Genomic DNA, 18,576 nt, shown 5'->3' with positions numbered 1-18,576 from the left:
CGTGCTGGCGTATGGCGCAGAGTATTCTAGCATTTTTCGTATTTTTGTCAGCGGTTTGGGTCGGAACACTGACCCCTGCACAGGCGCAGAATTTTCAATTCAGTCGCATTGTTGTAGATGGAAACACGCGCGTGGGCGACTCCGCGGTCCTGGCAAGAGCCGGAATCGCTCCGGGGCAAACGCTGTCAGCCGGGCAAGTGAACGATGCGCGCCGCAACCTTGAAACAAGCGGCTTGTTCGAAACCGTTTCAGTAGAACCGCAAGGCAGTACCCTCCTGATTACGGTCACGGAGTTTCCGACGATCAACCGCCTGACCTTCGAAGGAAACCGCCGCGTGGACGACGAGGCGCTGTCCGCCATCATTCAAAGCCAAGAGAGACGGGTGTTTTCACCTGCTCAGGCAGAACGGGATGCAAGTGCGATTGCCGAAGCTTACAGCACTCAAGGCCGCGTTGCGGCGCGTGTAAGCCCCCGCATCATTCGACGTTCGGACAACCGCGTTGATCTGGTTTTTGAAATTTTCGAAGGCGATGTTGTCGAAGTTGAACGTATCAGCTTTGTTGGTAACCGCGTCTATTCCGACCGCAGATTGCGCCGAGTGCTCGAAACCAAGCAGGCTGGTCTCCTGCGCTTTCTGATCCAGACAGACACATTGGTTGAAGACCGCATTGAGTTCGACAAACAAGTTCTGACCGATTTCTACAACTCGCGCGGCTATGTTGATTTCCGGGTCGTAAGTTCAAATGCCGAACTGACCGAAGAACGCGACGGCTTTTTCCTGACGTTCAATGTTCAGGAAGGACAGCAATTTTCCTTCGGCGAAATCACCGTTGTAAGCGAGCTGCCGAATGTTGACGGTGACGCATACCAACAGCTCATCAAAGTGCGCCCAGGCGTCATTTACTCTCCCACATTGGTGGAAGCGGAGATTTCCCGTCTTGAACGCCAGGGACAACGAGAGGGCGTTGATTTTCTACGGGTTGAACCACGGATCGTCAGAAATGATCGTGAATTGACGCTTGATGTCGAATTTGTGCTCAGCCGCGGTCCACGTGTATTTGTTGAGCGCATCGATATCGAGGGCAACACAACGACGCTTGATCGTGTAATCCGTCGTCAATTCAAGGTCGCCGAAGGTGACCCGTTCAATCCACGGGAAATCAGAGATGCGGCTGAGCGTATTCGCGCACTTGAGTACTTCGAAGCTGCTGACGTTAACGCCCGGGAGGGATCGAGCCCGGATCAAGTTGTTATCGATGTGGACGTGGAAGAACGTCCAACCGGTTCGCTTAACTTCGGTGGTGCATTCTCGCAAGACGACGGCTTTGGGCTTATTGTGAGTTTCACCGAGCGCAACTTTTTGGGCCGAGGTCAGACGCTTGGATTCAACTTCTCAACAGCGGAAGAGTCCGAGCAATACGGTATCAATTTTATTGAGCCGGCGTTTTTGGGTCGTGATGTCGCCTTTGGCTTGAACCTTCAGTACAGCGAGTCTGACTCAAGTTTCGCCAACTACGATACCGAGTCACTTACATTTCGCCCCAGTTTGACTTTCCCCATTGGTGAGCGATCGAGGCTGTCTCTGAACTACAGCTACCTTGAAAATGAAATGCTTGTGCGCGACCCAGTTGTGAACGGCCCGATCGTTCAGCGTGAGATTGATGTCGGCGAACAATCCGCATCGTCGATTGGATATACGTACACATATGACACACGCGAAGGTGGCTTGAACCCAACGGCGGGCGTGCTCCTTGAGCTTTCTCAGGATTTTGCTGGCTTGGGTGGTGATGCCGAATTCATAAGAACGCGTGGCCGCATTGTTGGTCAACGACTTGCGTTCAATGAAGAGGTCACACTCCGTGCGACGCTCGAGGGCGGATACTTGGCATGGAACGGCGGTACCAACCGGACGGTCGACAGGTTTGTTCTTGGACCAAGCATCATCCGAGGGTTTGAGCCTGGCGGCATTGGACCCCGGGATTTCAATGCGGCGGGCGATGATCCCGATCCGCTGGGTGGTAACCTGTTCGTTGCTGCACGGTTTGAAGCTGAATTCCCGCTCGGTCTGCCAGAGGAGTTGGGTATTCGTGGCGGGCTGTTTTATGACGTGGGCAACCTGTGGGATCTGGACGAGGTCGATCTGTCCGGTGGGGATGTCCAGGGCGAAGGCGGATCCTTCCGTCACGTGATTGGTTTCTCGATCTTCTGGGATACGGCCATCGGGCCATTGCGTCTGAACTTTTCCAATGCCCTGCGCAAAGAAGAGTTCGACCGTGAGCAGTCGTTCGACCTGACCATCTCAACCAACTTCTGATGTGATGGGCAGGCTTGGCAAAGCCGGTGCACTCTTGGTCGTGGCCCTCATTTGGGCCACGGCAACCCTCTCGCAAGACGTTCGCAGCCCGATCCTGACAATTGATAGCGAACGCTTCTATCGGGACAGCGCGTTCGGCCAGCGTGTACTTGCTGAGATCGAGGAACAGACAACGATACTCGCTGAAGACAATCGCCGTCTTGAGGCAGAGTTGGAAGCGGAAGAGCAGGCCTTAACGGATCAACGTCCGGATATGGAACCAGAGGCGTTTCGCGCACTCGCGGATGCGTTTGATGCACGGGTCGAGGGCATACGCAATGAACGCGAAGACAGAAGTCGCAGCATCGCCGACTTGTTGGAAGAAAACCGCGATCGGTTTCTGGTGTCAGCCGCGCCCGTTCTAGAAGTCATCATGCGCGAAGCTGGCGCTGGCGTTATCCTTGAACAACGCAGTGTATTTGTTAGCGCGAATGCGATCGACATTACGGATCTTGCGATTTCACGGATGGATGCGACCCTGGGTGACGGAACCGAGTAGCAATAGCCGCGCTTGCGAGGCTGCGTCTGTCTTGCTAGGCACCTTTCGATGATAAGACTAACGACAAAAGGCTCGGGCGTCCCATGATAACAGAATTGAAATCCGCCGACATCGGGATGATACAACGCCTGATCCCGCACCGTTATCCCTTCCTTCTGGTGGATCGTGTCGAAGACATCGACGGGTATCAGTCGGCAACTGGCATCAAGAATGTCACGATGAACGAGCCGCACTTTCAGGGTCATTTCCCGGGGCAACCCATCATGCCAGGCGTGACGATCGTCGAAGCGATGGCGCAAACGGCAGCAGTCATGGTCGGCGTTGCCCTTGATCTGGCTGACAAGAACCTGCTTGTTTACTTTATGGCCATCGACAAATGCAAATTCCGCCGGATGGTTGTTCCTGGCGATGTTTTGAAACTGAACCTCAAAACAACCCGCGGCAAGCCGGGGGGAAAAGTTTGGAAATTCGCCGGTGTTGCAGAGGTTGATGGTGAAATGGCCTGTGAGGTCGAGTTCACCGCGATGATGGATTTGCCAACCACATGAGCGATGCAGGTATTCACCCCTCGGCGGTCGTGGAACCGGGCGCGCAGGTTGATCCAACGGCCGTTGTAGGGCCTTTTTGCGTGGTTGGCCCGAATGCTGTGATCGGCCCAGACGTTGTGCTGAAAAGCCACGTGGTTGTCACAGGCCATACCGAGGTGGGTGAGGGAACAATCGTGTTTCCTTTCGCCGTGATCGGAGAAGTGCCGCAGGACTTGAAGTTCAAGGGCGAGGCAAGTCGTCTGGTTATCGGCAAACGCAATCGCATTCGCGAACATGTGACAATGAACTGTGGCACCGAAGGCGGCGGCGGCATCACGCGGATCGGCGATGATGGTCTGTTCATGGCGGGCTGCCACATCGCACATGACGCGCAAGTCGGCGACAGGGTCATCGTTGTGAACTCAGCCGCGGTGGCCGGGCACTGCGTGCTTGAGGACGACGTGATTGTTGGGGGCCTGTCGGGCATTCATCAATTTGTACGCATCGGTCGCGGTGCAATCATTGGTGCTGTGACCATGGTGACAAATGACGTGATCCCATACGGACTGGTCCAGGCACAACGCGGAGAGCTGGATGGACTGAACCTTGTCGGCCTGAAACGGCGTGGTGTCAGTCGCAGCGACATCACGGCATTGCGTGCGGCCTTCCAGATGCTGGCGCAAGGCGAGGGTACGTTCCACAATCGGGCTGAGCGATTGGGCAAGGAAACCGACAGCGCCTATGTCCGGGAAATTGTCGAATTCGTCATGGGCGACAGTGACCGGTCGTTCCTGACGCCGCGCTGATGCTGGCCCTGATCACCGGGACCGGCGCCTTGCCCTCGATCGTTGCAACGCACCAACCAACCAGACCGATCGTTTGTGCTCTCGACGGGCACAAGCCCGAGAATCTGGACGTGGACATCTGGTTCCGGCTCGAAACAATCGGGACCTTGTTGCACAAGCTCGTGGCATTGGGCGTAACAGAGGTCTGCTTTTGCGGAGCCATTCAAAGGCCTGGCTTCAGCCCTTTGAAACTGGATGCTCGGACGATGCCGCTGGTGCCGACATTGGCAAGGGCAGTCAAGGATGGTGAAGATGCCGCTCTGCGGGCCATCCTTGGGCTGTTCGAGAAACGCGGAATGATTGCGAAAGGCGCTCATGCTTTTGTGCCCGAGCTGCTGCCGCAGCCGGGTATTTTGACGCGTACACCGGTCCCCCAGGATATTGAGGCGCAAATCAAGGCTGCCGAGCAAGTTTCGATAGAACAGGGCCGCGCGGATGAGGGCCAGTCCTGTGTCATTCGCGACGAACAGGTCATTGCGCGTGAAGACGCGCGGGGCACTGACGCGATGCTGCGCGGCCTGTGTCAAAACGATGTGCGCCCGATGCCGACAACCGAAGGCGATCCATTCGGGGCGGCAATGGATTTTGTTGGTGACATGCTCGACGACGCGGCGGACTGGCTTTCTGGTCCTGTAGCGGAAGCGCGGGCAAAACCTAAGGGTGGCGTGTTCTTCAAAGCGCCCAAACCAGGTCAGGATCGACGGATCGACTTGCCCACGATCGGGCCTGAAACCGCGCGCGCCGTAATCCAAGCACGACTTGATGGTATGGTCATCGCTGCAGAAGGCGTGATGGTGCTTGAGCGGGAAGAGGTCGTGCGCCTCTTGGATGACGCGGGGCTGTTCCTTTGGGTGCGCTAAAGGTCTTTATCCTTGCGGGTGAACCTTCGGGTGATGCCCTGGGTGGGGCATTGATGGCGGGCCTGAACCGCGAAGCGCCGGATGTGACCTATGACGGCATCGGCGGGCCGCTCATGCAGGCGCAGGGGCTGACAAGCCGGTTCGACATGTCCGAACTGACGGTCATGGGCATTGCCGAGGTGCTGCCAAAGTACCGTCATTTGAAACGACGCATTGCCGAGACGGCGCAGGCCGTGATCGACACGCGGCCCGACGTGTTGATCACAATCGACAGCCCGGACTTTTCGCTTCGTGTTGCCAAGCTGGTCAAGGCGCGCTCCGATATTCGGACCGTGCACTACGTGGCACCCACCGTTTGGGCGTGGCGGCCCGGGCGGGCCAAGAAGATGGCGAAGGTCATCGATCAGGTCCTCGCTCTGTTTCCCTTCGAACCTCCGTACATGGAAGCGGAAGGTATGGAGTGTGATTTCGTTGGGCACCCTGCCGCCACTGTCCCACGCGCGACCGCTGCAGAGAAGGCCGCATTCCGAGCTTATCACGGGCTGGAGGCCGCCGATCCGTTGGTGCTTGTCCTCCCGGGCTCTCGCCGAGGAGAGATCACGCGGATGAGCCCGGTCTTCGGCCAAGCCCTTGGTCGATTGGCGCAGACGCGGCCAGCCTTGAAAATGGTTCTACCCGCTGCCGGATCAGTTGTAGATCTGGTGCATAATGAGGTTGTGAAGTGGCCTGTTGCACCCCTGGTTCTTGATCCCACAGGGAACGACCAAGATGCGGCGCTGACGGAAAAGCGGATTGCTTTCGCGGCGGCGGATGTGGCGCTGGCAACCTCTGGCACGGTGTCTTTGGAACTGGCAGCGGCTGGAACCCCGATGGTCAGCGCCTATGATCTGCACTGGCTCAGCCGTGCCATCATCAGCCGAATGGTGACGACCGATACAGGCAGTTTGATCAATCATGTGACGGATACCCGAGTGGTGCCTGAGGTCGTTGGCAAGGACTTCAACGTTGAGAACGTGGTGTCGGCGATGGAGGGCCTGCTCGCAGGCGCTGAGGATCAACGCGCAGCCATGGAGCTGACGATGGACCGCCTGGGACGCGGTGGGAAGGACCCTGGACTGCGCGCGGCGCGGGCTGTCCTCGGACGGCTGGGGTGATCTGTCCCCGCGGGGACAGAATTTACCGTACGGTCAAACCTTAACCAATTTGAACGAGCGCATGGCGCTTTTTGCCCGCTGACAACTTGATCGGTGCGGCCAGAGCGGCCCGATCAATCATCGTGCCCGCTTCGGTCAGCGGCGCGTCGTTCATCCGCGCTCCGCCTTCGGCGATCAGACGCTTGGCCTCTTTTCCGGACCCAGCTAGACCGGACTTTACGATCAGCTGCACGATGGAAATTCCATCGCCCACGTCATCCGCGCTGAGGGTCAGGGTTGGGAGGTCGTCGCCCACGCCGCCCTTTTCGAACACTTCTCTGGCCGTCTGCGCAGCCGCTGTTGCGGCTTCAGCACCGTGCAAAATGGTTGTCACCTCAGAAGCAAGCAGGGCTTTGGCCTCGTTGATCTCGGACCCTTCGAGGGCGCCCAAACGGTTGCATTCGTCAAGCGGTAGCTCGGTGTAGAGTTTCAGGAACCGACCCACATCCGCGTCCGTCGTGTTCCGCCAGAACTGCCAGAACTCGTAAGGCGACAGCATGTCCGCATTGAGCCAGACCGCACCCGATTGCGACTTGCCCATCTTCTTGCCATCCGAGGTTTCCAGAAGCGGCGAGGTCAGGCCAAACACCTCTTTCTGAATGACCCGGCGGGTCAGGTCGATGCCGTTGACGATGTTGCCCCACTGGTCACTGCCTCCCATCTGCAGGATGCAGCCATAGCGGCGGTTCAGCTCCATGAAGTCATAGGCTTGCAGGATCATGTAGTTGAATTCGAGGAACGACAGCGACTGTTCACGGTCGAGCCGGGATTTCACACTTTCGAATGACAGCATCCGGTTGATCGAGAAGTGGCGCCCGATATCCCGCAGGAAATCGAGGTAGTTCAGATCATCCAACCACTCGGCATTGTTCAGCATCTGCGCGCCATCGTCGTAGTCGATGTAAGCGGAAAACACCTGTTTGATCCCAGCGATGTTGGCATCAATCGCGGCAGAGTCGAGCAGGGGGCGTTCATCGGCCCGGAAAGACGGATCGCCCACCTTGGTCGTACCACCGCCCATCAGCGTGATTGGCTTGTGCCCGGTTTTCTGGAACCAGCGCAGCATCATGATTTGGATCAGCGATCCAACGTGCAGCGATTTGGCTGTCGCATCAAAGCCGATATAGGCGGTCTGCCCCGGAACCAGCAATGCGTCGTCCAGCGCCTGCATGTCTGTGCAGTCGGCCAGAAACCCGCGGCTTTGCATCACGTGCAAAAAATCGGATCGGGGTGTGTAAGTCATTTGGCTTGTCCTTGGAACGGCTCCGTCGCAGTCTATAAGCGGGGGACGGGCAAAGGAAAAGACCATGGATAAGGTCAGAGACAAGGGCGCGGTTGTTACCGCTCTGGGCGCGATGTCCGGGACGTCGCTGGACGGGGTCGATGCAGCAGTGTTGCGGACCGATGGCGTCGTCATTGATGGCTTTGGTGCAGATGACTACCATCAGTATTCTGCCGAGGAACAATCTGTTCTGCGCACCGCCCTTGGGCATTGGGCCGGACCGTCGCTGGAACCAGCAACGGGCGTGGTTATGTCGGCGCATAAGGCGCTTTTGAGCGGCTTCGACGGTGTCGATTTGGTTGGGTTTCACGGCCAGACTGTGGCGCATGCCCCCCGCGCGCAGGGAACGCTGCAACTGGGTGATGGTGCGGCGCTGGCTCGCGCGCTGCAAGTGCCTGTTGTTTGGGATTTTCGGACGGCGGATGTTGAGCTGGGGGGCGAAGGCGCGCCGCTGGCTCCGTTTTTTCACTTTGCTTGCGCCAAGTGGATGGGGGCGAAAAGCCCGGTTGCATTTTTGAACCTAGGTGGGGTGGGCAATCTGACTTGGGTTGATCCCACAGCGGATGCCCCGGAACGCGAGGGTGCGCTTTTGGCCTTTGATACGGGCCCCGCCAACGCGCCGGTCAATGATCTGATGCAGGCCCGGCTTGGGTTGCCCTTTGATGAGGGCGGACGCATTGCCGCTTCGGGGACTGTCGAAGCGGGCGCGCTTGAGCTGTTCCTGGCAGAGCCTTACTTTGCGCGCATCCCTCCAAAGTCACTCGATCGGAACGATTTTGCCGAAATGGTGGAATTGGTCCACGAACTCAGCGATGCGGATGCGGCGGCCACGCTGACAGCCATGTGTGCTGCGGGAGTTGCAGAAGCCATGCAGCACTGTCCGCGTCCGCCATCGACGGTGCTCGTGACCGGGGGCGGGCGGCATAACCCGGTTCTGATGAAGATGCTGGAGGTGTCGTTGGATTGCCCGGTGCAACCCGTCGAAGCCGTGGGACTGAACGGTGATATGTTAGAGGCGCAGGCCTTTGCCTATCTGGCGGTGCGCGTCGCGCGTGGTCTGCCGACATCTTGTCCCGGGACAACCGGTGTCCGGGCCGCCGTGGGGGGCGGGACGGTCAGCTATCCCTGACGTGGGATGTCGAAACCCGGTTCTGCAAGCGTGAATCCTTCGAATTGGAAGCCCGGTGAGACGGTGCAACTGACGAGCGTGTAGTCACCGGCGCTGCGTGCGGCTTGCCAATGCCCCTCGGGCACGATGATCTGGGGCGCGCCTTCGTTCAGATCGGGGGACAACACCTGATCCTCTGCTGGTCCATCGTCACTGCTGCTCATCGACAGGATCAATGGAGCGCCTGCGTGATAAAGCCAAATCTCGGTCGCATCGACTTTGTGCCAGTGGCTTTGCTCTCCCGCGGCGAGCAGGAAATAGATACAGGTGCCGGTCGGTCGCCCGTCATTTTCAGCAACCCAGGTCTGGCGGTAGTGTCCACCTTCCGGGTGCGGTTGTAGGTTCAGGTGAGCAATGATTTGTTCGGCGGTCATGGTCATCGTTCAAAGAGGATGCTCGAAGAAGCGCAGATAGGGAAGGAAAGAAGGCTCTGCGTCGTAGTAGGGTGGGCAGGGTTGGAAGCCGAGCCGTTCGTAGAGCGCAATGGCCTCCGTCAGTCCGCTCATGGTATCAAGAACAACTCGGGCGTAACCGTCGGCCTTGGCTCGGGCTATGGACTCCTGGATCAACGCGCGGCCAGCCCCTGACCCCCGCGCGGATGGAGCGACATAGACGCGTTTGATTTCCGTCGTGCCCGCCGCGGTCAATGGGTAGTACATGGCGCAGCCGACGATTTGATTGCCGAGTTTCGCGACAAGGATGTCACCCTTGGGACGCGCGTGGATGCGCGGCAGGTCCGCAACCAGCGCCGCATAGCTGTCCTTGGCATAGTAGGCTTCGACCATCTGCGGCAGGTCAACGGATCGTTCGATCAGAAGGTCACGGTAGGCCCAGCACAAGCGTGCGACATCGTCCATGTCGGAGGGGCGGGCTGAATGGATTTCAAGATCGATCATGGCACAGGAGTAAATCGCACAGACGTTCTGGCGCAATATGCAAAAGGGATCGTTGAGTGCCCAATCTGTGCGCCGCGTCGGTTTTGGGTCTGCGCGGTTGCGTCCGTGGGCAACGCAGCTGCCCACGGTTCGACGACACCATCGATTACTTCAGGATGGACTTACCTGCAAATTCCGCGCTTTCACCCAGCATCTCCTCGATCCGGATCAGCTGATTGTACTTTGCGAGCCGGTCCGAGCGGGCCAGCGACCCGGTTTTGATCTGACCGCAGTTTGTCGCAACGGCGAGGTCGGCAATGGTCGCGTCCTCGGTCTCGCCCGAGCGGTGGGACATCACGTTGGTGTAGCGCGCACGATGGGCCATATCGACCGCTTGAAGTGTTTCCGTCAAGCTGCCGATTTGGTTGACTTTTACCAGCATGGAGTTGGCGCAGCCACGTGCGATGCCGTCGGCCAGGCGCACCGGGTTGGTCACGAACAGGTCGTCGCCCACAAGTTGGACCTTATCACCGATGGCGTCGGTCAGTGCTTTCCAGCCGTCCCAGTCGTCTTCGCCCATGCCATCTTCGATCGAGATGATCGGATAGTCATTCACCAGCGCTTCGAGATAGGCGACATTCTCATCTGAGGACAATGTTTTGCCTTCGCCTGCAAGCACATATGCACCATCCTTAAAGTACTCGGTTGCGGCACAGTCGAGGGCGAGATGGATGTCTTCGCCCGGCTTGTAGCCCGCTTTCTCTACCGATTTCAGGATGAAATCCAGCGCGTCGCGGGTCGAAGATATGTTGGGAGCAAAGCCGCCCTCGTCACCGATACCTGTCGACAGACCTGCGTCGCTGAGTTCTTTCTTCAGGGTGTGGAAGACTTCGGACCCCATGCGCACCGCCTCGCGGATATTCGCGGCGGCCACCGGCATGATCATGAATTCCTGGATGTCGATCGGGTTGTCGGCATGTTCGCCGCCGTTGATGATGTTCATCATCGGGACGGGCAGGACACGGGCCGAGGTGCCACCCACATAGCGATAGAGCGGTTGCGAGGTCCAATCGGCAGCGGCCTTGGCGGCGGCAAGGGAAACACCAAGGATCGCGTTGGCGCCCAGACGGCCCTTGTTGTCTGTGCCGTCCAGTTCGATCATGGCGCGGTCCAGTTCGACCTGTTCGGTGGCGTCGATGCCAACCAGTGCCTCGGCAATCTCGCCATTCACCGCCGTGACAGCTTCCAGTACGCCCTTGCCCTTGTAACGGGCCTTGTCGCCGTCACGCTTTTCCACCGCTTCGTAGGCGCCGGTCGATGCGCCAGAAGGAACTGCGGCGCGGCCCATGGTGCCGTCCTCAAGTGTCACGTCGACTTCGACGGTGGGGTTGCCCCGGCTGTCGAGGATTTCGCGGGCATGAATGTCGATGATGGTGCTCATGAGGAGGCTCCTGTAGCGGGAAGTTACGCAGCGTCTAACGTGATGTTGGCGCTAACAACAAGGGTCTTTACGCCGCATCTGGCGTTTTCCTGATATGCTCGCGCCATAGGGTGAAGAGGCCGGACGCAATGATGATTGCCACGCCGATCAGCGTCAACATGTCGGGTGCTTCGGAAAAGATCAGAACGCCGATGATCAGTGCAAACACCATCCGCGTATAGCGAAATGGCGTGACGAAACTGACGTCGCCCATACGCATCGCCATAACGATGAAGCGGTAAGAGATCGCGCCGATGACTGACGCAATGGCAAGCAGGCCCCATTCGTTCGGGGTGGGCGCAACGAAACTGGTGCCCGATGCCAGCGTGAGACCCATACCCGTAGGCACAAGTAACGCGAAGGCTACGAAGCTGAGTTGAAGGGCCGACAGAGTCGCGGGCACGCGGCGCGTGGCCAAATCACGGATGGACAGGCCGATCATACCCTGAACCGCGAACAAGACGTTCCAATCAAAACCCTCGATCCCCGGTCGTACGATCAGTAGAACGCCGCAGAGCCCAACTAAGATGGCTGCCCAACGCCGCCAACCCACCGGTTCGGCTAGGAAAATCGCGGCGCCGAGAGTGACCATCAGCGGTGTCGTCTGCAAGATGGCGGAGGCCGTCGCCAATGGGACCAACACGAGCGCTGTCACAAAGCCCAGGGACCCAATCACTTCACCTGCGTTGCGGATCAGCATCGCGCGACCCAGCAGTGCGCGGCTGACCAATGGCTGTCCCTGCCGTACGCAAGCGCCCGCCATGATGAACGCGCCGCCTGCGCCCAGAAGGGCCAGCAACTGCCCAATCGGAATCGCACCACCCAGAAGTTTGATGAACATGTCTTCGATGGCGAAGCATAGCATCGCCAGAACCATCAGCCCGGCGCCACGCAAGTTGTCCATATGGTGGTGCCCTTAGTCTTTTGGCCGATATGCCGGGTTTATTCTGGTCGCGCATATAGCGGCGACAAAGATGAAGAAGAATGTGCTTGTTTACTGGCGCTTGCGCGGCACGCCGTAAAGTTCCAGCCTGTGGCCACGTAACTCATAGCCCAGCTTTTCCGCAATCTTTTCCTGCAGGGCTTCGATTTCTGCATCGACGAACTCGATCACTTCGCCAGAGTTCATGTCGATGAGGTGATCATGGTGTTCACGTTCCGCGTCTTCGTACCGGGCGCGACCGTCTCCGAATTCCAGCTTGTCGAGTATGCCAGCCTCTTCGAACAATTTGACAGTCCGGTACACCGTGGCGATGGAAATGCCGGGGTCGACGGCGCTCGCGCGATTGTACAGCTCTTCGACATCCGGGTGGTCGTCGGACTCTTCAAGCACCTGGGCAATGATCCGGCGGGGCTGGGTCATGCGCAGCCCCTTGGCTTCGCTGCGGTCGCGGATACTGGCACGATTTGCTGTCATGCCGTGGGGTTTAACGAAGCTTGCAGGCAGGGGCAATTGCGGTTGACGCTGGTATGGTATGGGTTCACTGGGGGGCATGAGCGATTTTGACATGATGAACCTGCCCGCGGACCTTGCGAAACGCGTGGCCGAGATGGGCTTGACCCAACCGACACCTATTCAGGCGCAGGCAATTCCCCATGCGCTGAACGGGCGCGATGTGATGGGGTTGGCGCAAACGGGTACAGGCAAGACAGCTGCCTTTGGCATTCCCTTGATTGCAAGGTTGATGGAAGAGGGCGGACGTGCCGCCCCCAAGACCGCGCGCGGCTTGATCCTCGCGCCGACACGGGAGCTGGCTGGCCAGATCGCGCAAGTGCTGCGGGCCATGACCCAGATGCGTGTGCAGATCGTGGTGGGTGGTGTGTCGATCAACCCGCAAATCCAGCGGTTGGCGAAGGGGGCCGACATTCTGGTGGCAACCCCGGGGCGTTTGCTGGATCTTGTTGAGCGCAAGGCTGTCAAGCTTGAGCATACCGGGTTCCTTGTTCTGGACGAAGCGGACCAGATGCTGGACCTTGGTTTTGTTCATGCCCTGCGCAAGATCGCATCGCTGATGGGTGATGACCGGCAGACGATGCTGTTTTCGGCCACGATGCCCAAGCAGATGAACGAGATCGCGCAATCCTATCTGCACGAGCCGATGCGGATCGAGGTGAACCCGCCGGGCAAGGCGGCCGACAAGGTCACTCAAGGGGTGCATTTCATCGCCAAAGCCGAAAAATCGGCACTTCTGATTGAACTACTCGACAAACATCGGGAAAACCGAGCATTGGTTTTCACCCGCACCAAGCATGGAGCGGATCGTTTGGCGCGCGCGCTGGAACGCAAGGGATTTGCCGTGGCGGCCATTCATGGCGACAAGCGCCAGGGTCAGCGGGAACGTGCCCTTGCGGCGTTCAAGGCGCGCGAGGTGCGTGTGCTGGTTGCAACTGATGTAGCCGCCCGTGGATTGGATATTCCAGACGTCAAATTCGTCTACAACTATGAACTGCCGAACGTGCCCGAAGCCTATGTGCACCGGATCGGTCGCACGGCGCGGGCGGGCAAGGACGGCTCTGCCGTGGCGTTCTGTGCGCCCGAAGAGATAGATCATCTCAAGGACATTCAGAAGGTCATGAAAATGACCATTCCTGTCCTGTCGGGCCGTGCGTGGGAACCGATAGCGGATCCCAACGCGAAGCCTGCAGGTGGTCGGGGAGGTGGCGGGCGCGGCCGTCCGGGCGGCAAGCCCGGTGGTGGGCGACCCGGTGCGCCAGGTACGTCCAAACCGTCGAACCGTCGGCGTCGGAAGCCGAAGCCCAAGGGGCCGCGCACCTGATATGCCTGGTTGCTCAGGCGTAAAGTGAGGGTACGCCCAGCTGCGCGTGGATGTCGTTTACGCTTGCTGCATCCATCCCAAGCGCTTGCGCAAGGCCATGCAGGTACTTTGCCTCGGCCTGTGAATCGAGATCGATGGCAAGGACCGACATGGCATAGACCTGCGGGCCCATACCATTTGGAACGTCTCGGGCGAGGGCGGTTGCGTCGACATCCCGTTGCATCTCTGTGCGGAGAAAAGCGGCCTCTTCTGCATCCACGTCGCCACCCAATTGGCCCATCAGCTTTTCCTGCTCGGCGTCATCCAGTTGGCCGTCGGACTTGGCTGCCTGGATCATGGCGCGCAGCATGAGGGCTGCAGCGGCTTCTTGATCTGCTGTCGGTTCAATCGGATCTTCCGGCGTCTGGTCGAAGTTCGAGTTCAGGACCTGACCGAAGCTTGCGCCATTGTCGGCTGGCCGTTTGGCCATGGCACCGCCCAAGGCACCCAGAAGGCCACCTGCGCCCGCGCCACCGGCCAGACCGCCGAGCATCCCCTGCAAGCCCTGACCCTGGCCACCTGCGCCGCCCAGACCCTCGAGCAAGCCGCCAAGCCCGCCCATGCCGCCGGTGGAGCCAGCGCCTTGCGCGCCGCCCATCAGGCCGCCCAACATGTTTTGTAGACCCGCGCCGCCCTGGGCTTGCCCACCGCTCAGTCCGCCCAGCAAGCCGCCAAGGCCACCGCCAGCCGCTGCTCGACCAGACCCGCTACGATTTTGCATCATCGCGCTTGCACCTTTGGCTACCGCAACACCGATGGCCACTTTTGCCAGTGTTTTCATCAAGCTCATGTATGTTCTCCATCTCCCCGGGAATCGTTGGGACGCAGTCTTGCACAGATTGCCGACCAAACGGGGGGGAATGTTCGGGGTCGATTGACATTGACCCTTAAACCGGCCGTTCTGCACCGATGAATCGAAAGTCGCATATCGACCTGATCGGTGCCGTGGCGCTGACGCTGTTTTCGTTGAACCTGGGCTTTAATCAGGTCGTTATCAAAGTGTCGAACGCTGGCTTTCAACCGGTCTTCTTAGCTGGCCTGCGTTCGCTCGGGGCGCTTGTGTTGCTGGGGCTTTGGATGCGCGCGCGCGGGATACCATTGCGCCTGCCAATCGAAGGCAGGACTGGCGGAATTGTCGCCGGTTTGCTGTTCGCGGTTGAGTTCATTTGCCTGTTTATCGCGCTGGATCTGACCAGCGTCGCGCGGACGTCGATCCTGTTTTATTCAATGCCTGTCTGGTTGGCCCTTGCAGCACATGTGCTGCTGCCGGGCGAGCGCCTGAACGGCACGCGCCTGATCGGTCTTGCCTTTGCCATGGGGGGCGTGGTGTTGGCGCTGGCGGACCGCGATGCGGGGCAGGGCAATCTGTTGGGAGACGTCTTTGCGTTGGGGGCGGCGCTGTGCTGGGCGGGCATTGCCCTATGCGTGCGGGTCACGCCGCTGAGCCGTATTCCGGCGGAGCAGCAGCTGTTCTGGCAGCTGCTGATCTCAGCCCCAGTCTTGCTGATCCTTGCGCCTGCCTTCGGCCCGCTTTTGCGTGATCTGGAGATGATTCACGTTGTCGGTCTTGCCTATCAGATCGTGTTTATCGCGAGCTTCGGGTTTCTGTTCTGGTTCTTCCTGATGAAGATTTACCCGGCCTCAGGCGTTGCATCGTTCAGCTTTTTGTCGCCCGTCTTTGCCGTTGTTCTTGGCTGGTTGATCTTGGGTGAGGATATCACAGTCACAATCTGGGCGGCTCTTGCTTTGGTGGCCGTCGGACTGGTGTTGATCAACAGACGCTAGGTGCCGCAGAAGGTGGCGGGCACGATCTCGGCCTGTGTTGGCGGGCGGCGCAGGTCGTCAAAGTCACTGTGCACGTCATAAGGTGTTGCCAGTGCCGACATGAGCCGTTCGAAGGGTACCATGTCGCCTGACACGGCTGCTTCGATCATCGTTTCGATCCGATGGTTGCGCGGGATGATCCGTGGGTTCGTACGTTGCATCAAATCCACGGCCGGGCCGCGTTGCGACCATCGCTGGGCCCATGTGTCAAACGCATCGCGGTCGGTGAATTGATCGCGCGCAGCATCTGTGTGCAGGGCCGCGAACGTATTGGTGAAATCGGCACCGTCAGCCTGCATGAGGTTCAGGAGGTCTTCGATCAAGGGCTGATCATCTGCAGTGACATCGGCCAGGCCCAGCTTGGCCCCGAAGCGGTGCAGCCATGCGTCTTCCAACTGCTGCGGCATGGCGTGAACGATGGCTGTCGCATCCTTTACAGCCTGATCCTTGTCATCAAAAAGCTGGATCAATGCCGTGGCCAACTGCGCCATATTCCAAACGGCGATGCGGGGCTGGTTGCCAAATGCATAGCGTCCCATCTGGTCGATGGAGGAGAACACGCGGCCCTCGTGAAAGGCATCCATAAATGCGCATGGGCCATAGTCGATCGTTTCACCAGAGATCGTGCAGTTATCGGTGTTCATCACGCCATGAATGAAGCCGACAGACATCCATCCAGCGACAAGTTCGGCTTGCGCCGCGCATACGGCGCTGAGCAAGCCCATGGGGCCGTCTGCGTCGGGGTGATGGCGCGCGATGGCATAGTCGGCCAACGTGCGCAATTCGTCGATCTGCCCACGATGGGCAAAGATCTGAAAGGTCCCGACGCGCAGATGACTTGATGCTACGCGGGTGAGGACAGCGCCGGGCAGGGCACCTTGTTCGCGATAGACCGGTTCGCCCGTTGCAACCGCCGCCAGCGCGCGTGTCGTGGGGATGCCAAGGGCATGCATGGCCTCGCTGACCACATATTCGCGCAAGACCGGGCCCAGCCAGGCCCGCCCATCGCCCATGCGGGAATAGGGGGTGGGGCCCGATCCCTTGAGCTGGATGTCGCGGCGTTGACCGTGCGTGTCCACCACTTCGCCCAACAGGATGGCGCGCCCGTCGCCCAGTTGAGGGTTATAGCTGCCGAACTGGTGCCCGGCATAGAGCTGTGCCAGCGGTGCCGCCCCGTCGGGGACGCGGGACCCAGCGAACACGGTGGGGTCGGTGCCTTCGATCCCCAACTCGGAGGCGAGTTTTTCGTTCCACGCCAGCATATGCGCGTCTTTGACGGGTGTTGGGTCCAAACGGCTGTAAAACCCGTTTGGGAGGGCGGCGTAGCTGTTGTCGAAGGGGATGTGCAGGCTCATGGTCATGAGATAGGCGGCAACGCACCGCGTGACTAGAGCATACGTGTCATCAGATGGTAGCCGTCGCGCAAACGGAAGCCGGCCCGGGCATAGAGACGCTGTGCGGTGGTATTGTCGGTGGCGACTTCCAGATGCAGGGCCTTGACGCCCGCGCCACCCAAAGCGCGGGGCAGGGCCAACAGCACCTCGGTGGCAATGCCGCGACCGCGCACGCCGGGTCGAATGAATATTTCGTCAACGAACCCATCCATTCCACCGAATTCGATCGACCAGCCGAAGGTGACCACAACATATCCAATGGGCGCACGCGGCGGACCAATCAGATATGCGGCCCCATGCGGGATACCATCCAACAGCGGTTGCAACCCGGCAGCCCGCGCGTCGTCAGACAGGGTGATCCCTTCTTCTGCGTGAAAAGCAGCGACCAACGCATCAAGTCGTGCAAAATGCTCTGGCGTAGCAAGGGTAAGTGCGGCGCTCACAGTCGGGCCAACCGTTCGGTCAACAAACCAAAGAAGCCATCCGCGTCTACATCGCCCATGAACATGGCATTCGCAGGCCTGCCAGTCACGCGCCACCAATCCGCGACGGTCATTCCCATGGTAAGATCTGACGATGTCTCAACCTCAACGTTGACATGCCGCCCAGTGAACAGGTCCGGACGGATCAGATAGGCCGTGACACAGGGATCGTGCAGTGGCGCCCCGGCAGAGCCGTATTTTTCTTTGTCAAACCGCTCGAAGAAGTCGGTCATCTCGGCCACCGCTACGCCAACGGGTGTGCCCAAAGCGCGAAAGGCGTCGTTGCGTGGTTTTGTCACCAGTGCCTTGTGCGTAACATCCAACGGCATGACGACGATATCGACGTCACTTTTAAAAACGATATCAGCTGCTTCGGGATCGACATAAATGTTGAATTCAGCGGTGGGGGTAATGTTGCCAACTTCAAAATACGCCCCGCCCATCAGCACGATTTGCTGAACCTTCTCAACGATGTCCGGGGCGCGTTGAAATGCTGTCGCGACGTTCGTCAACGGACCCAAGGGGCACAGCGTTATGGTGCCAGTATCATGAGCGCGCACCGTTTCGATGATGAAGTCGACGGCGTGCTGTTCCTGCAGGGGCATTTGGGGGTCCGACAAACTTGGCCCGTCCAGCCCGGTCTTGCCGTGAACATGCTCTGCCGTCACGAGGTCTCGACCAAGGGGCCGGTCACATCCGGCAAATACCGGAACATCAGTTTTGCCAGCCAATTCGCATACAATGCGGGCATTTTTCGCTGTCAGTTCAAGCGGAACATTGCCCGCAACAGCCGTGATCCCCAACACATCGACATCTTCCGGGCTGGCCAGAGCCAGCAGAATTGCGACCGCATCATCCTGTCCGGGATCCGTGTCAATGATGATCTTGCGGGGTGCCATGGTCTCTCCAGCCGATTTCCGCGCAACGTGGCCTCTTTGGCAACTCTTGTCCAGAAGCGGCGAACAGCCGTGCGCAAA

Annotated in this window: 19 protein-coding genes; 9 read left to right on the top strand and 10 right to left on the bottom strand. The window is 59.1% G+C overall.

The genetic code is table 11. The features are described from left to right. Nucleotides 1-11 precede the first annotated feature (11 nt). From bamA to lpxB, 6 genes are all read left to right on the top strand, one after another. A complete protein-coding gene (bamA, locus tag Q1A51_RS00830; protein WP_299605978.1) occupies nucleotides 12-2,315 on the top strand; it encodes an outer membrane protein assembly factor BamA in 2,304 nt (767 codons plus the stop codon). Between the two features lie 4 nt (nucleotides 2,316-2,319). Then, on the top strand, nucleotides 2,320-2,853 hold the full coding sequence (locus Q1A51_RS00825; RefSeq protein WP_299605789.1) for an OmpH family outer membrane protein: 534 nt from the start codon (nucleotides 2,320-2,322) through the stop codon (nucleotides 2,851-2,853). Between the two features lie 83 nt (nucleotides 2,854-2,936). Then, nucleotides 2,937-3,401: a 3-hydroxyacyl-ACP dehydratase FabZ gene (gene fabZ, locus Q1A51_RS00820; protein ID WP_299605787.1), complete on the top strand. Its 465-nt coding sequence runs from the start codon at nucleotides 2,937-2,939 to the stop codon at nucleotides 3,399-3,401. Then, the gene (gene lpxA, locus Q1A51_RS00815; RefSeq protein ID WP_299605784.1) at nucleotides 3,398-4,186 is read left to right on the top strand and encodes an acyl-ACP--UDP-N-acetylglucosamine O-acyltransferase; all 789 of its coding nucleotides are present in this window, start codon (nucleotides 3,398-3,400) and stop codon (nucleotides 4,184-4,186) included. The genes fabZ and lpxA overlap by 4 nt, the downstream gene beginning before the upstream one ends. Then, the gene (gene lpxI / locus Q1A51_RS00810) at nucleotides 4,186-5,085 is read left to right on the top strand and encodes a UDP-2,3-diacylglucosamine diphosphatase LpxI (RefSeq protein ID WP_299605781.1); all 900 of its coding nucleotides are present in this window, start codon (nucleotides 4,186-4,188) and stop codon (nucleotides 5,083-5,085) included. Before lpxA ends, lpxI begins: the two co-directional genes overlap by 1 nt. Continuing rightward, entirely contained in the window at nucleotides 5,073-6,239 is a 1,167-nt protein-coding gene (gene lpxB, locus Q1A51_RS00805; RefSeq protein WP_299605779.1) for a lipid-A-disaccharide synthase, read from the top strand. Before lpxI ends, lpxB begins: the two co-directional genes overlap by 13 nt. A gap of 40 nt (nucleotides 6,240-6,279) precedes the next feature. Here lpxB and tyrS read toward each other — a convergent pair whose 3' ends face one another. After that, on the bottom strand, nucleotides 6,280-7,521 hold the full coding sequence (gene tyrS, locus Q1A51_RS00800) for a tyrosine--tRNA ligase (RefSeq protein WP_299605776.1): 1,242 nt from the start codon (nucleotides 7,519-7,521) through the stop codon (nucleotides 6,280-6,282). A 64-nt stretch (nucleotides 7,522-7,585) separates the two neighbouring features. Here tyrS and Q1A51_RS00795 point away from each other — a divergent pair, with 64 nt between their 5' ends. Beyond that, a complete protein-coding gene (locus Q1A51_RS00795) occupies nucleotides 7,586-8,689 on the top strand; it encodes an anhydro-N-acetylmuramic acid kinase (protein ID WP_299605773.1) in 1,104 nt (367 codons plus the stop codon). Here the strand turns inward: Q1A51_RS00795 and Q1A51_RS00790 are convergent. The 5 genes from Q1A51_RS00790 to Q1A51_RS00770 all read right to left on the bottom strand — a co-directional run bounded on the left by Q1A51_RS00790 (nucleotide 8,680) and on the right by Q1A51_RS00770 (nucleotide 12,500). Next, nucleotides 8,680-9,102, bottom strand: coding sequence for a cupin domain-containing protein (locus Q1A51_RS00790; RefSeq protein ID WP_299605770.1), 423 nt, complete (start codon nucleotides 9,100-9,102; stop codon nucleotides 8,680-8,682). The two genes, Q1A51_RS00795 and Q1A51_RS00790, sit on opposite strands and share 10 nt — an antisense overlap. 9 nt (nucleotides 9,103-9,111) lie before the next feature. Continuing rightward, complete coding sequence (locus Q1A51_RS00785; protein ID WP_299605768.1) at nucleotides 9,112-9,624, bottom strand: GNAT family N-acetyltransferase; 513 nt, start codon at nucleotides 9,622-9,624, stop codon at nucleotides 9,112-9,114. Between the two features lie 145 nt (nucleotides 9,625-9,769). Further along, a complete protein-coding gene (gene eno, locus Q1A51_RS00780) occupies nucleotides 9,770-11,044 on the bottom strand; it encodes a phosphopyruvate hydratase (protein WP_299605766.1) in 1,275 nt (424 codons plus the stop codon). Nucleotides 11,045-11,111: 67 nt separating this feature from the next. Then, nucleotides 11,112-11,987, bottom strand: coding sequence for a DMT family transporter (locus Q1A51_RS00775; protein ID WP_299605764.1), 876 nt, complete (start codon nucleotides 11,985-11,987; stop codon nucleotides 11,112-11,114). Between the two features lie 90 nt (nucleotides 11,988-12,077). Next, nucleotides 12,078-12,500, bottom strand: a complete 423-nt coding sequence (locus Q1A51_RS00770) for a Fur family transcriptional regulator (RefSeq protein ID WP_299206952.1) — start codon at nucleotides 12,498-12,500, stop codon at nucleotides 12,078-12,080. Nucleotides 12,501-12,576: 76 nt separating this feature from the next. On the opposite strand from Q1A51_RS00770, the gene Q1A51_RS00765 reads away from it, so the two are divergent. Then, nucleotides 12,577-13,860, top strand: coding sequence for a DEAD/DEAH box helicase (locus tag Q1A51_RS00765; protein ID WP_299605762.1), 1,284 nt, complete (start codon nucleotides 12,577-12,579; stop codon nucleotides 13,858-13,860). Nucleotides 13,861-13,873: 13 nt separating this feature from the next. Here the strand turns inward: Q1A51_RS00765 and Q1A51_RS00760 are convergent, their stop codons facing one another. Continuing rightward, entirely contained in the window at nucleotides 13,874-14,689 is an 816-nt protein-coding gene (locus Q1A51_RS00760) for a DUF533 domain-containing protein (protein WP_299605760.1), read from the bottom strand. A 119-nt stretch (nucleotides 14,690-14,808) separates the two neighbouring features. On the opposite strand from Q1A51_RS00760, the gene Q1A51_RS00755 reads away from it, so the two are divergent. Beyond that, nucleotides 14,809-15,684, top strand: coding sequence for a DMT family transporter (locus Q1A51_RS00755; protein ID WP_299605758.1), 876 nt, complete (start codon nucleotides 14,809-14,811; stop codon nucleotides 15,682-15,684). On the opposite strand, the gene Q1A51_RS00750 is transcribed toward Q1A51_RS00755, so the two are convergent. From Q1A51_RS00750 to Q1A51_RS00740, 3 genes are read right to left on the bottom strand one after another with little or no spacing between them, the layout of a single operon-like run. Further along, on the bottom strand, nucleotides 15,681-17,078 hold the full coding sequence (locus Q1A51_RS00750; RefSeq protein WP_299605975.1) for a protein adenylyltransferase SelO: 1,398 nt from the start codon (nucleotides 17,076-17,078) through the stop codon (nucleotides 15,681-15,683). The two genes, Q1A51_RS00755 and Q1A51_RS00750, sit on opposite strands and share 4 nt — an antisense overlap. A 32-nt stretch (nucleotides 17,079-17,110) precedes the next feature. Next, nucleotides 17,111-17,560, bottom strand: coding sequence for a GNAT family N-acetyltransferase (locus tag Q1A51_RS00745; protein WP_299605756.1), 450 nt, complete (start codon nucleotides 17,558-17,560; stop codon nucleotides 17,111-17,113). Further along, nucleotides 17,557-18,498 (bottom strand): nucleoside hydrolase, encoded by a 942-nt coding sequence (locus tag Q1A51_RS00740; protein ID WP_299605754.1) that lies wholly within the window; start codon nucleotides 18,496-18,498, stop codon nucleotides 17,557-17,559. The genes Q1A51_RS00745 and Q1A51_RS00740 overlap by 4 nt, the downstream gene beginning before the upstream one ends. Nucleotides 18,499-18,576: the final 78 nt, after the last annotated feature.

The organism is uncultured Tateyamaria sp., assembly GCF_947496075.1.
Lineage (GTDB): Bacteria > Pseudomonadota > Alphaproteobacteria > Rhodobacterales > Rhodobacteraceae > Tateyamaria.
This window is presented reverse-complemented; position numbering and strand designations above follow the sequence as displayed.

Excerpts from the sequence above, each read along its gene's own strand:
- Q1A51_RS00825 (WP_299605789.1), top strand. The coding sequence starts at position 2,320 with ATGGGCAGGCTTGGCAAAGCCGGTGCACTCTTGGTCGTGGCCCTCATT.
- bamA (WP_299605978.1), top strand. The coding sequence starts at position 12 with ATGGCGCAGAGTATTCTAGCATTTTTCGTATTTTTGTCAGCGGTTTGG.
- Q1A51_RS00775 (WP_299605764.1), bottom strand. The coding sequence starts at position 11,987 with ATGGACAACTTGCGTGGCGCCGGGCTGATGGTTCTGGCGATGCTATGC.
- Q1A51_RS00795 (WP_299605773.1), top strand. The coding sequence starts at position 7,586 with ATGGATAAGGTCAGAGACAAGGGCGCGGTTGTTACCGCTCTGGGCGCG.
- Q1A51_RS00750 (WP_299605975.1), bottom strand. The coding sequence starts at position 17,078 with ATGAGCCTGCACATCCCCTTCGACAACAGCTACGCCGCCCTCCCAAAC.
- Q1A51_RS00760 (WP_299605760.1), bottom strand. The coding sequence starts at position 14,689 with ATGAGCTTGATGAAAACACTGGCAAAAGTGGCCATCGGTGTTGCGGTA.
- Q1A51_RS00785 (WP_299605768.1), bottom strand. The coding sequence starts at position 9,624 with ATGATCGATCTTGAAATCCATTCAGCCCGCCCCTCCGACATGGACGAT.
- Q1A51_RS00755 (WP_299605758.1), top strand. The coding sequence starts at position 14,809 with ATGAATCGAAAGTCGCATATCGACCTGATCGGTGCCGTGGCGCTGACG.
- eno (WP_299605766.1), bottom strand. The coding sequence starts at position 11,044 with ATGAGCACCATCATCGACATTCATGCCCGCGAAATCCTCGACAGCCGG.
- Q1A51_RS00765 (WP_299605762.1), top strand. The coding sequence starts at position 12,577 with ATGAGCGATTTTGACATGATGAACCTGCCCGCGGACCTTGCGAAACGC.
- Q1A51_RS00770 (WP_299206952.1), bottom strand. The coding sequence starts at position 12,500 with ATGACAGCAAATCGTGCCAGTATCCGCGACCGCAGCGAAGCCAAGGGG.
- fabZ (WP_299605787.1), top strand. The coding sequence starts at position 2,937 with ATGATAACAGAATTGAAATCCGCCGACATCGGGATGATACAACGCCTG.
- tyrS (WP_299605776.1), bottom strand. The coding sequence starts at position 7,521 with ATGACTTACACACCCCGATCCGATTTTTTGCACGTGATGCAAAGCCGC.
- Q1A51_RS00790 (WP_299605770.1), bottom strand. The coding sequence starts at position 9,102 with ATGACCGCCGAACAAATCATTGCTCACCTGAACCTACAACCGCACCCG.
- lpxI (WP_299605781.1), top strand. The coding sequence starts at position 4,186 with ATGCTGGCCCTGATCACCGGGACCGGCGCCTTGCCCTCGATCGTTGCA.
- Q1A51_RS00740 (WP_299605754.1), bottom strand. The coding sequence starts at position 18,498 with ATGGCACCCCGCAAGATCATCATTGACACGGATCCCGGACAGGATGAT.
- lpxA (WP_299605784.1), top strand. The coding sequence starts at position 3,398 with ATGAGCGATGCAGGTATTCACCCCTCGGCGGTCGTGGAACCGGGCGCG.